13 protein-coding genes and 2 pseudogenes are annotated in these 11,917 nt (G+C 63.6%); 6 read left to right on the top strand and 9 right to left on the bottom strand.

What is annotated here, in order from left to right:
• Positions 1-4: 4 nt before the first annotated feature.
• The 6 genes from HDG34_RS27895 to HDG34_RS27870 form a co-directional block, all read right to left on the bottom strand.
• Positions 5-277, bottom strand: coding sequence for a hypothetical protein (locus HDG34_RS27895; RefSeq protein ID WP_090810195.1), 273 nt, complete (start codon positions 275-277; stop codon positions 5-7).
• Between the two features lie 94 nt (positions 278-371).
• Positions 372-806 (bottom strand): DoxX family protein, encoded by a 435-nt coding sequence (locus HDG34_RS27890; RefSeq protein WP_184054217.1) that lies wholly within the window; start codon positions 804-806, stop codon positions 372-374.
• 103 nt (positions 807-909) lie between these two features.
• On the bottom strand, positions 910-1,317 hold the full coding sequence (locus tag HDG34_RS27885; protein WP_184064276.1) for a VOC family protein: 408 nt from the start codon (positions 1,315-1,317) through the stop codon (positions 910-912).
• 36 nt (positions 1,318-1,353) lie between these two features.
• Positions 1,354-1,818: an RbsD/FucU family protein gene (locus HDG34_RS27880; RefSeq protein ID WP_090806945.1), complete on the bottom strand. Its 465-nt coding sequence runs from the start codon at positions 1,816-1,818 to the stop codon at positions 1,354-1,356.
• Between the two features lie 79 nt (positions 1,819-1,897).
• Positions 1,898-2,179 (bottom strand): hypothetical protein, encoded by a 282-nt coding sequence (locus HDG34_RS27875; protein WP_090806947.1) that lies wholly within the window; start codon positions 2,177-2,179, stop codon positions 1,898-1,900.
• A 22-nt stretch (positions 2,180-2,201) separates the two neighbouring features.
• A complete protein-coding gene (locus HDG34_RS27870; RefSeq protein ID WP_176379337.1) occupies positions 2,202-2,570 on the bottom strand; it encodes a nuclear transport factor 2 family protein in 369 nt (122 codons plus the stop codon).
• 285 nt (positions 2,571-2,855) lie between these two features.
• Between HDG34_RS27870 and HDG34_RS27865 the strand changes: the two genes are divergently transcribed.
• From HDG34_RS27865 to flhC, 6 genes and pseudogenes are all read left to right on the top strand, one after another.
• The gene (locus HDG34_RS27865) at positions 2,856-3,245 is read left to right on the top strand and encodes a type II toxin-antitoxin system RelE/ParE family toxin (RefSeq protein ID WP_221309285.1); all 390 of its coding nucleotides are present in this window, start codon (positions 2,856-2,858) and stop codon (positions 3,243-3,245) included.
• A complete protein-coding gene (locus HDG34_RS27860) occupies positions 3,242-3,544 on the top strand; it encodes an addiction module antidote protein (protein WP_184064273.1) in 303 nt (100 codons plus the stop codon). Before HDG34_RS27865 ends, HDG34_RS27860 begins: the two co-directional genes overlap by 4 nt.
• An 88-nt stretch (positions 3,545-3,632) precedes the next feature.
• Positions 3,633-4,481 carry a helix-turn-helix domain-containing protein gene (locus HDG34_RS27855; protein ID WP_184064271.1) on the top strand — a complete coding sequence of 283 codons (849 nt, stop codon included), beginning with the start codon at positions 3,633-3,635 and terminating at the stop codon, positions 4,479-4,481.
• A gap of 41 nt (positions 4,482-4,522) precedes the next feature.
• Positions 4,523-4,639 (top strand): annotated as a pseudogene (locus tag HDG34_RS27850) (N-acetyltransferase); the annotation flags it as partial.
• 817 nt (positions 4,640-5,456) lie between these two features.
• A complete protein-coding gene (gene flhD, locus HDG34_RS27845; RefSeq protein WP_090807045.1) occupies positions 5,457-5,777 on the top strand; it encodes a flagellar transcriptional regulator FlhD in 321 nt (106 codons plus the stop codon).
• A 14-nt stretch (positions 5,778-5,791) separates the two neighbouring features.
• The gene (gene flhC, locus HDG34_RS27840) at positions 5,792-6,361 is read left to right on the top strand and encodes a flagellar transcriptional regulator FlhC (RefSeq protein ID WP_018423439.1); all 570 of its coding nucleotides are present in this window, start codon (positions 5,792-5,794) and stop codon (positions 6,359-6,361) included.
• Positions 6,362-6,501: 140 nt separating this feature from the next.
• On the opposite strand, the pseudogene HDG34_RS27835 reads toward flhC, so the two are convergent.
• From HDG34_RS27835 to HDG34_RS27825, 3 genes and pseudogenes are all read right to left on the bottom strand, one after another.
• Positions 6,502-7,004, bottom strand: a pseudogene (locus HDG34_RS27835) (divalent metal cation transporter); the annotation flags it as partial.
• 46 nt (positions 7,005-7,050) lie between these two features.
• Positions 7,051-8,685, bottom strand: a complete 1,635-nt coding sequence (locus HDG34_RS27830; protein WP_184064268.1) for an efflux transporter outer membrane subunit — start codon at positions 8,683-8,685, stop codon at positions 7,051-7,053.
• Positions 8,686-8,698: 13 nt separating this feature from the next.
• The gene (locus tag HDG34_RS27825; RefSeq protein ID WP_184064265.1) at positions 8,699-11,884 is read right to left on the bottom strand and encodes an efflux RND transporter permease subunit; all 3,186 of its coding nucleotides are present in this window, start codon (positions 11,882-11,884) and stop codon (positions 8,699-8,701) included.
• Positions 11,885-11,917 lie beyond the last annotated feature (33 nt).

The following is an 11,917-nucleotide window of genomic DNA, read 5'->3' as shown; positions in this document are numbered from 1 at the left end:
GCGCCTACAGCGACGCCTCCTGAATCGTGCCGGTAGCGATTGCGCGCTCGATCAGGCCTTCGTTGCGCGCTTTGGCGATCGCATCCGCGAGCAGCTTTTCCGGGTCCTCGATGTCCGCCTTCAGCGTGCCGATGAATCCGGACGCATCCAGAACCACCAGCGTCTTCGCCGACTCGGCGAGGCTGATGATCACACGATGCGGCGTCGGCCCTTCGCCGAGACTCGCGCACAGTTGCGTGAGCTTGCCGCCGATCATTTGCTCGAAGTTCTGAATCATCATCTGCTCCCATGATTGGCGCGGATTGGAAATCCTGCTGTGTAGCAGGATGCGGGCCGCGCCGACTGCGCGCGCTCACGCTTTACAGCCCGCTTTACAGGCCGCCGAGTCCGCCGCGCGGCGCGCGCGCGTTGTCGATGCTCAGACGCCCCGCGCCGGTAACGAACAGCAGCAGGAAACCGCCCGCGATTCCGATGTTCTTCCAGAAATGAATCACCATGTCGTGCTGCAAGGCCGGGTCGGTGATATTCCAGAAGTCGTGGCCGAGCACCGCCGTCGCGACCGTATACGCCGCCATGACCAGCGCGAGCGGCCGTACCTTGAAGCCGACCACGAGCAGCAGGCCGCCGAGCACCTCGATCGCGGTTGCGATCGGCGCGGCGATCTGCACGAACGGCACGCCTTTCGAATGCAGGTAGCCGACGAAGCCCGCATAGCCCAGCAGTTTCATCACCCCGCTCCACAGGAACAGCACGGAAAGCGCAAGACGGGCGATGAAAATAATGCCGAAATCGACGGGACGCGACATGGGGGGACTCCTGTAATGAATAAGCAGCAGACCCGAATGGAAGGGCTCAGTTCCCCGCCTCGCCCCTGAGCATATGAGCAATGGCCGCGATTTCCAAGCCCGCTCAAGCTGACGGATACGTGGCAACCTCGATCAGGTTGCCGTCCGGGTCGCGGCAATACACCGAGGTCATCTTGCCGCGCGCGCCGTCGCGCTCCACCGGCCCCGCCTCGATAGCGACGCCTTGCGCAAGCCAGTGCGCCTTGACGTCGTCCGGGCTTGCGGTGGTCACGAAGCACAGGTCCGCGGTGCCCGGCACCACCTCGCGCGACGTGAACCAGGCGACGGTATCGGCCGACGCGGGACGCAGATTGATCTTCTGATTACCGTAGTTCATCGCCACGCGCGTGCCGGTGCGCGACGCGAACTCGGTGCGTTGCATGCCGAGCATCCGCGCGTACCACGCCGCGCTCACTTCGACGTCGGCGACGTTCAGAACGAGATGATCGAGACTGGCTAGCTGGAAGCTCATGGGTTTGTCGTGATGAATCGAGAAAGGTTGTAGCGACTATACGCGTGGCGCGTCCGGCGCGAGCAACACGCCCTTCGTGAATACGAAGCAGCCGTAGCCGCGCTCCTCGCCCGTCGCGATCACACAGTATGCCTGGCGCGCACGCTCGTAAAACGCGAACCGCTCGATCGACACGAAGGGCACCTCGCGCCCCTCGCCCGCGTTGACCTCGGCTTGCGCTTCGCGCTGCACCGCGGGAATCGTGTGCGGCTCGCCAACCACTTCCATGCGCGACGCGGGATGCTCGATAAAGGTGTCGAGCGGCAGCACCGACAACACCGCGCGGATCGCGCGCGGCGAACTGACGCCGTCGAGACGCAGCGGCTTGCCGAGCACGGTATCGCGCGCGACGGCGTCGGCCGGGAAGTTGGCGTCGCAGATCACGAGCTCGTCACCGTGGCCCATCGAGCGCAGCGCGTGCAGGATATCGGCGTTCAGTAGCGGGTCCAGATTTTTCAGCACGGGGTCTCCAGGTCGTTCGGTTGGGAACATGCTGAGGGGTGAGGTCGTGAGCTTTGCGCAAGACGATGCGTGTCACGCTTCATCCGCACGACGATCGATTGTAGCAAGCGCGCCGGACGTCTTGCGGCGCTGCGCTCGCACCGCATTGCCAGCGCAGCCATCCGACCAGAGCGAGCAGCACGAGCCCCGCGCCGCCGAGCACCGGCTCGCGCCAACCGAGCAGTGCGATGAACATGAACGCCCGCGCGCCGCCGAGCAGCGCGAAACCGGCGATCGCGCTCGATAACGCATCGAGCGCGGCCGCGACGCGCAGCAACGCGAGATGGACTTGTGCGGGCTTGGCAGCGGCGGGCTCATGCATGATCGTCTCCGTGAAAGACGCCTCAGGCGGCGCCGGGGGTTTCGTCGAGAAAACCGGTGACCGCTTGCAGACGCCCATGCGCGTCCACCACGCCGAAGTCCGAGCCCTTCACGATCGCCTCGCCCGCGGGGGTCGTCAGTGCCCACGAGAAGCGCAGGCGATTCGCGAAGCCGTCGACGTCGGTCGTACGGCGAAACGTGTGATGCGGAAAACGCTCATGCACCGCGCGGATCATGGCGTCGATGCCATCGTGGCCCGCGCCCGCCAGCAGCGGGTCGCGATAGTCGGCATCGGCGCTCCACGTTGCCGCGATCAACTCGCGACGACGCGCGCCATCGGTCTCGTTCCAGGTATCGAAATAACGGTCGATCAAATCGGTATGCGCATTCATCTCGAACTCCTCGATTGACAGGACTGAGCACTTCGCGCGGCATACGCATCGCATGCGGCGGGCTCGGAATGAAGATTGACGGCTCGCGTGCATTGCGTCGATTACGTGAGAGGTAATCAAGCGGATGCAGCCTTCGCTGTCACGCAGCGCTTTTCACTGTTTTTCTCGCCAAATAGGTCATTCGGCCGAGTCGTCAAGAAACCTTCGCACCGCTAACCTCAAGTGACTCATCGAAGCCCGCCGACGACATCGCGAGGCGGGCAATGCAATGAACAGGAGGACCGCTTGGACCGCTTTATCGAGACGCTTTTCTCGCTTGCACGACCGTATCCTTGGAGATACAATCATCCGCAGATCGAAACACCGCGCGTGTACACGATCAACTGCACCGAAGAGTTCGACCGTTGGCTTCACGGCCTCACCGACCTCAAGGCGAAGGCGCAAATTCTCGTGCGGATCCGCCGCGCGGAACGCGGGCTTTTCGGCGACGCGAAGTTGCTGGAAAACGGCGTGTTCGAGATGCGCATCGATTGCGGGCCGGGTTACCGGGTCTACTACGCGCGCGAGGAACGCATGATGTATCTGCTGCTCTGCGGGGGTAACAAGTCCACGCAGCAGGCGGATATCAGGCATGCCGGAGCAATGTGGACAACCATCAGAAAGGAACGGTCATGAGCAAGATCAAAACGGCACGCTTCGATGCATCGAAGTACCTCGACAACGACGAAATGGTCGCGGCCTATCTGAACGCCGCCCTCGACGAAGGCGACTCCGATCTGCTGCTCGCCGCCATCGCGGATATCGCCAAGGCACACGGCATCACGAAGATCGCCGCCGCAGCGGGCCTGGGCCGCGAAAGCCTCTACAAGACACTCGCGCCCGGCTCCAAGCCACGCATGGACACGGTCCTCAAACTGGCGAGTGCGATCGGCGTCAAATTCACCGCCGTGCCGTTGCGCCTGGCTGCCGCCTGAGCCGGGCACGCGTCTCGTTGACTGAAATTCGCGGGGCATTACCTCTCAGGTAATCGATTGCTTGCACGCTTTGACTATGATCGGTGGCATGAACACACTCTCTATTGCACAAGCGGCTCCATCATCCGCGCCGATCGGCACTCGGGCGGTCGGCGAACTTCTCCGCGAATGGCGCCAGCGGCGGCGCATGAGTCAGTTGCTGCTCGCCACGGAGGCTGACATTTCGACCCGCCATCTGAGCTTTGTCGAATCGGGGCGCGCGCTACCGAGCCGGGAAATGGTCATGCATCTCGCCGAGCGCCTCGACGTGCCGTTGCGCGCGCGCAATGCTCTGCTCGTCGCGGCCGGTTACGCGCCGCTGTTTCGCGAACGTCCCCTCTCCGACCCGCAGCTCGCCGCCGCACGCGAAGCCGTCGAACTGGTGCTCAGAGGACATGAGCCCTACCCGGCCCTCGCGATCGACCGGCACTGGACCATCGTCGCGACCAACAATGCGATTGCGCCGTTGTTGAGCGGCGCGAGTCCCGAACTGTTGAAGCCACCGGTCAACGCACTGCGCCTGAGTCTGCATCCGCAAGGCATTGCGGCGTCGATCGTCAACTGGCATGCGTGGCGCGAGCATGTGCTGGGCCGCCTGCAACGGCAGATCGACGTCAGCGGCGACGACACGCTGAGCGCACTGCGCGACGAACTGGCCGGCTACCCCGCGCCGCCGGATGCAGACGCCTCGACGCTGGACGATGCAGTCCTCAACCAGATCGCCGTGCCATTGCGGCTGCGTACGCCGCTTGGCGTGTTGTCGTTTTTCAGCACCACCACGGTGTTCGGCACGCCCGTGGACGTTACGCTGTCGGAACTCGCCATCGAGGCGTTCTTTCCGGCGGATCGGCAAACCGCGTCGGCGCTGCGCGAATTTGCCGAACACCAGCGCGGCTAGCCGCTCGCGTACCTCCACTCCACTCGCCACGAATAAGTGAGATGTCCGTCAACGCCGACACCCTGCTGATCCGCCAACTCGGACCCGCCGACCGGGACGCCTATTTCCAGCTTCGTCTGCGCGGGCTGAAGGCGCACCCCGCTTCGTTCGGACAAAGCCGTGCGAAGTCGGCGCCTTGAACGTCGACGGGGTGTTCCATGACGAGGATCTGATGGCGCGATTCCTGGCGTAGCGCCCCCGGGAATCATTGACGACGCCTCCTTGCGGCCATTCCCGGCGCCTCGTCAACGTTGTAATGTCGTCTTATTGCACCGACATCGTGTCAGGCAACCTGCACGGCACTGGCTTCTCGCAGCCTCCGTCCGCAACGTGATCGGTACGCATCTGCGACCGCTGTTCGGTCTCGGGGTCGAACGCGTGCGACAGACCGGCTGCCCATCCTCATCGAGCCGTTACAAAGCCGGCCCTCGTTTGCGTAGTTTGTAACGGGGGACGCTTCATACGGTTACAGGCTCCATCCGCCCCTCACGCGCCCCCCAGCACGAGTATTTATTACCGTCCATTCCATCGCTTTCCGTTCCTTTCTAATCCAAAACAAATTTACCGATCGCCGCGCGGTGCGGACGCACGTCTCGGACAATCGCGTAGGATTCCCATCCAGCAAGGGTTTTCATGGATTAGAGGCCAGTGTCGAAAGGCTATAAATTCACTTGGCATCATTCATTACAATGGCGTGAAAAACTTACCGAAAAATGATGTAGCTTTTTGAGATATTTTTTTGAGAAAGGATTGATTTCTGGTTTTAGCCTTCATACAATTCGTCCCGAGCTGTTACGAAATGTAACCTCTTGTATCAAATGTTCGCTGGCTGTAGCAAGTAGCAACATGTAGCCGGAGGCCACGTTGCCGGCGAGGCAGAAAAGACATAACGGCGCAAAGCCGACATAGTAATTCGGGGCTTCGGAAACAGACAAAATGGACCGTAGCAGCGAGACGCTGGATTCAATCCGCGAGATCAACTTGTCTTACATCATGCTCGCGCAACGCATGTTGCGCGAGGACAAACCGGTCGGAATGTTCCGGCTGGGACTGTCGTCGGAACTGGCTGACTTGCTTGCCGGGCTGTCGCTCGCGCAAATCGTCAAGCTGGCCGCTTCCGACCAGCTTTTGTGCTTCTTCCGCTTCAACGACCACGCGATGCTGTCGGCGTTGACGCAAACGACAAAGCACACCGCAATTGCACCGACCCACACGGCGATCCTGCTTGCAGGCCAGCCCGCCGAGCAATTTGCCTGATCGAGGTGACTGCAATGCTCAAGCGAAGCCTGACCGAAGATGCACAGGAAGTATTTCGCGCGATCGCACTGATCGAGCTCGGCGCCCGCATGCAGGTGCTCGAGAGCGAGTTGACGCTGTCGCGCGACCGTATGATCCGCCTGTATCGCGAGGTCAAGGGCGTATCGCCGCCCAAGGGCATGCTGCCGTTCTCGGCGGACTGGTACATGACGTGGCTCGCGAACATTCACGCGTCGCTGTTCTACAACACGTACCTGTTCCTCAAGAACGAAGCGCGCTGCTCGCATCTGGATGCGCTGACCAAGGGCTATCGGCTGTATCTCGAACACTGTCAGCACAGCGAAACCGAGCCGGTGCTCGATCTGACGCGCGCGTGGACGCTGGTGCGTTTCTTCGACGCCGACATCCTGCAGTTGACCAGATGCTGCCGCTGTACCGGCAAGTTCGTCGCGCACAAGCACGACCTGCAGCACAACGTCGTGTGCGGCGCCTGCCAGCCGCCGTCGCGTGCCGGCAAGACGAAGAAGGCAGCAGCCGCGCGCCGGGAAGCGCTCGATGCGGCGCAGGTTGCGCAGGCCGCTTGACCGATCGATTCGCCGTCGCGAGACGCGCTCGACCCGATTCAAACCGAAGCTCACATGATTCCGCGCAGTGATTGAACTGCGCGGATTTTTTTTCGCCTTCGCGCCGGGCAAACGGGCGTGCCGAATACCGGTCGTTCAGATCAACCGGCCAGCCCCACCGTCTGGGCAACGAGCCACAGATTCGCCGCACTGATCGCAACAAACAGCGTCCAAACGAGCAGGCGCGTCGGCAGCGTGTTGGCGAATTCGCCCATCAGCGATCGGTCGCTCGTCATGCGGATCAGCGGATACAGCGCGAACGGCAGTTGCAGGCTCAGCACGACCTGACTCGCGACGAGCAGTTGGCCAACCGCGCCATTGCCGAGCATCCGCACACCGATCAGCGCCGGGATCAGCGCGAGCGCTCGCGTGATGAAGATCTGCGTGACCTGGTCGTGGCCCGTCGCGTAAACGCGGCGGCCGCGAGAATCAGGATCGCCATGTTGATCAGCGCCGCGATCACGAGCGATGCGATCGTGTCGATGCGTGACATGCCGATCGCCGAGCGGATGCTGGCCGGATCGCGCTTCACCGCGCGGGTCTGCACGATCGACGAGTGCAGATACAGGTTATGCGGCATCACCGTCGCGCCGAGAATGCCAAGCGTCGTTGATGAGGTCGATGAAGCGCTTGCCAACAGGCTTAGGAATTCAGCGCTTCGCCACCCGCTGCTGCGCTGACACCGATGCGGCTCCGGCCGTAGAGCCGGAAGCCGCAGCCAGCGAAGCCGCCGCGCCGCCGGAAGCACCAACCGGCACCGGCGCTGCCCCCACCGCCGTATCCCCCGCCGTCACATCGCCCCAACCGCCACCGAGCGCGCGAATCAGATTCACGGTCGCGACCGCCTGCGTGCCCGCCAGATGGCTCGCCTGCAATTGCGACTGCAGCACCTGCCGCTCGCCATCGATCACGTCGAGATAGCTGACCGCGCCCTCCGTGTACTGCGTGCGCGACAGATGCGCGGCGCGCTGCGACGCATCGACCGCGTCGTTCTGCTCGCGCATCTGATCGTCGAGCAAGCGCAGATCGGCAAGATTGTCCTCGACTTCACGGAACGCCACGAGCACCTGCTGGCGATATTGCGCGACGTCCTCGTCGTACTTCGAACGGGCCTGCGCGAGATTGGCCTTGCGGCGGCCGCCGTCGAAGATCGGCACCGTCAGCGCGGTACCCGCGAACGGACCGAGGATGAACGCGCGGCTCGACCACATGAACAGATCGCCGAGCGTCGCCGATTCAAAGCCGAACGCGCCCGTGATGTCGAGCTTCGGGAAGAACGCCGACTTCGCGAGCCCGACGCGCGCATTCGCTGCCTGCATCGCGCGTTCGGCTGCCGCGATGTCCGGCCTGCGTTCGAGCAGCGCCGACGGCAAACCCGGCGGCACGCGCACCGCCACCGGCGCGAGCGGTTCTTCCGCGAACGAGAAATCCGCGGGCGGCTTGCCGAGCAGAATCGCGAGGCTATGCTCCGAGGCCGCCCGTTGCCGCGCGACGCCGACCGCATCGGCACGCGCGCTCGCGAGCTCGTTGCGCGAGCGCGACAGATCCAGCTCGCTGATATCGCCTTCCTTGAAGCGCCGCTCGACGAGCTTCAGCGTGTCCTCGCGCAACGCGACGGTGCGGCGATACAGATCCTGGTCGGTGTCGAGCTCGCGCAACTGGAAGTAGTTCTGCGCGACGTCGGCCTGCAACGACAGTTGCACCGAGCGAAACAGCGCTTCGCTCTGCTGCTCGTCCGAGCGCGACGCGTTCACATTCGAGCTGACCCGCCCGAACAGATCCGCTTCATACGACGCGCCGACCTGCGCGCGCCAGATCGTGCCGGTCGTGCCGCCCGCGCTGTCCGGCAGGAATTGCGACGCCGCCGACGCACGCTCCCGGGTCGGGCCGAAGCCCGCGTCGAGCTTCGGGAACCAGTCGGACTTCGCCGCCTGCGTGACCGCGCGCGCCTGCTGCACGCGCGCGGCTGCGGCCTTCAGGTCCTGGTTCGCGGCGGCGGCCTGCTCTTCGAGCGCGTCGAGCTGCGGGTCGCCGAACACCTTCCACCATTCGCCACGCAGGGCGTCGTCGGCGGGCTGGGCCGGCTTCCACGTGCCGGTGTTTTGCGCCGGCGCGGCCGACGTCGCCATCGCGGGCGCTTCCTTGAACGCCGCCGGCGTATCGACGTCGGGACGCTTGTACGTCGGCTCGACTGAACAAGCGGCCAGCAGGGCGATCAGCAAACCGCTCGCGGCCGCGCGGCCCCATCCGCGCAAAGATATAAAGCGAGATTCAAAGCGTTTCATTGTTGTTTTCTCCTCAGGCGTCCGTAACGGGCGCGCCGTAGCGCGGCGCATCCTTCTGCGCGACGTGAATCGTCCCGCCCGCGAGCGAGCGCAGCACCACATAGAACACCGGCGTCAGCATCAGGCCGAACAGCGTGACGCCGAGCATGCCGAAGAACACCGCGACGCCCATCGCGTGACGCATCTCCGAGCCCGCGCCGCTCGACAACACCAGCGGCACCACGCCCATGATGAAGGCGATCGACGTCATCAGAATCGGCCGCAGACGCAGACGGCTCGCTTCGATTGCGGCCTGCAGCGGACTGCGTCCGTCGTGTTCGAGCTCACGCGCAAACTCGACGATCAGGATCGCGTTCTTCGCGGACAAGCCCACCAGTACCATCAAACCGATCTGCGTGAAGATGTTGTTGTCACCACCGGTGAGCCACACGCCGGTCAGCGCGGACAGCACGCTCATCGGCACGATCAGGATCACGGCGAGCGGCAGCGTCAGGCTTTCGTACAGCGCGGCGAGCACGAGGAACACCAGCAGCACGCTGATCGGGAACACCCACATGCCCGCGTTGCCGGCGAGGATCTGCTGATACGTGAGGTCGGTCCACTCGAGCTTCACGCCGCGCGGCAGCACCTCGGCGGCCACGCGTTCGGCCGCGGCCTGCGCCTGTCCCGACGAAAAGCCGGGCGCTGGGCCGCCGTTGATGTCGGCCGCCGTGTAGCCGTTGTAGCGCACCACCATCTCCGGTCCGTAAGTCGGCGTCACCGTGACGAGCGACGACAACGGCACCATCTCGCCCGCCGCGTTGCGCGTCTTCAGTTGCAGGATGTCGTCGGCGCGTTGACGGAACGGCGCATCCGCCTGCACGCGCACCTGATACACGCGACCGAAGCGGTTGAAGTCGTTCACGTACAGCGAGCCCAGATAGATCTGCATCGTGTCGAACACGTCCGTGACCGGCACGCCGAGCTGCTTCGCCTTCACGCGATCGAGATCGACGTTCAGCTGCGGCACGTTGATCTGATAGCTGGAGAAGGTCGGCCCAAGTTCGGGCGTTTGCGCCGCGCGCTTCACGAATGCTTCGGCAGCCTTGTTGAGTTCCGCGTAACCGAGCGCGCCGTGATCTTCGAGCTGCATCTTGAAGCCGCCGAGCGTGCCGAGCCCGAGCACCGGCGGCGGCGGGAACACCGCAACGAACGAGTCCTTGATCGCGCCGTACTGCTGGTTCAGCGCACCGGCAATCGCGCCTGCCGAGAGCTTCTTGTTGCCGCGCTCCTTGAACGGCTTCAGCGTGACGAACACGATGCCCGCGCTCGAACTATTCGTGAAGCCATTCACCGACAGACCAGGGAAGGCCACCGCGCTTTCGACGCCCGGCTGCTTCAGCGCGATCGCGCTCATATCGCGGATCACCTTCTCCGTGCGATCGAGCGAGGCACCGTTCGGCAACTGCGCGAACGCGATCAGATACTCCTTGTCCTGCGCGGGCACGAAGCCGCCGGGCACGATCCGCGCCACCAATACGGTTGCACCGATGAGGATTGCGTACACCGCGAGCATCGCGCCCTTGCGGCGCAGCACGCCGGTCACACCACGGCCGTAGGCTTCCGAACCGCGATGAAAGACCTTGTTGAAACGCTTGAAGAAGCCGCCGAGCACACGGTTCATCACACGCGTCAGCCAATCTTCCTTCTCGCCGTGGCTGCGCAGCAGCAGCGCGGACAACGCCGGCGACAGCGTCAGCGAATTGAACGCCGAGATCACCGTCGAGATCGCGATGGTCATCGCGAACTGCTTGTAGAACTGGCCCGTGAGACCCGTCATGAACGCGAGCGGCACGAACACGGCGACGAGAGTCAGCGCAATCGCGATGATCGGCCCGCTCACTTCGCGCATCGCCTTGTAGGTCGCCTCGCGCGCACTGAGCCCGCTTTCGATGTTGCGCTCGACGTTCTCCACCACGACGATCGCATCGTCGACCACGATGCCGATCGCGAGCACCATGCCGAACAGCGACAACGCGTTGATCGAGAAGCCGAACGCAAGCAGCAGCGAGAACGTACCGACGATCGACACCGGCACCGCGATCAACGGAATGATCGACGCGCGCCACGTCTGCAGGAACACGATCACGACGATCACGACCAGCGCAATCGCTTCGAGCAGCGTATGGATCACCGCCTCGATACTCGAACGCACGAACTGCGTCGGGTCGTAGACGATCCGGTATTCGACGCCGGCCGGCATGTCTTCGGCGAGTTCCTTCATCGCCGCGCGCACCTGCTCTGAAATCGCGAGCGAGTTCGCACCCGGCGCCTGATTGATCGCGAGCGCAACCGCGGGCTTGTTGTCGAGCAGCGAACGCAGACCATATTCCGACGCCGCGAGCTCGATCCGGGCGATATCGCGCAGATAGGTCACGCCGCCGTCGGGCGCGGTCTTCACGATGATGTCGCCGAATTCGCCCTCGGTCCTCAAACGGCCGCGCGCATTCACCGACAACTGCAATTGCGTGCCCGGTACCGACGGCGACGCACCGATCACACCGGCCGCGACCTGGATGTTCTGCTCGCGGATCGCGTTGACGACTTCGGTCGCCGTGAGACCGCGTTGCGCGACTTTCTGCGGATCGAGCCAGATACGCATTGCGTAATCGCCCGAGCCCCACAGCTGCACTTCGCCGACGCCCTGAATCCGCGCGAGCCGATCCTTCACGTTGAGCAGCGCGTAATTGCGCAGATACGTCATGTCGTAGCGATCGTTCGGCGAGATCAGGTGCACGACCATCGTCAGCGTCGGCGAACTCTTGATCGTCGTCACGCCGAGCCGCTGCACGTCTTCCGGCAGACGCGGCAGCGCCTGATTGACGCGGTTCTGCACGAGCTGCGTCGCGAGGTCGGGATTGGTGCCGAGCTTGAACGTGACGGTCAGCGTCAGATTGCCGTCGCTATTCGCCTGCGACTGCATGTACAACATGTTCTCGACACCATTGATCTGCTCTTCGAGCGGCGCGGCGACCGCCTCGGCGATCACCTTCGGATTCGCGCCCGGATACTGCGCGTGCACCACCACCGAAGGCGGCACCACTTCCGGATACTCGGAAATGGGCAGCTTGAACAGCGAGATGATGCCCCCGAGCAGGATCAATACCGATAGCACGCCTGCGAAGATCGGGCGATCGATGAAGAATTTGGATATGTTCATTGGAAGCTCTTAACGTTGGAGCATGCGCGTTGG

The sequence above is a fragment of the Paraburkholderia sp. HC6.4b genome (genome assembly GCF_014200875.1).
GTDB lineage: Bacteria > Pseudomonadota > Gammaproteobacteria > Burkholderiales > Burkholderiaceae > Paraburkholderia > Paraburkholderia tuberum.
Note: the sequence above shows the minus strand (reverse complement) of the source record. Positions and strands in the feature narration are given on the sequence as shown.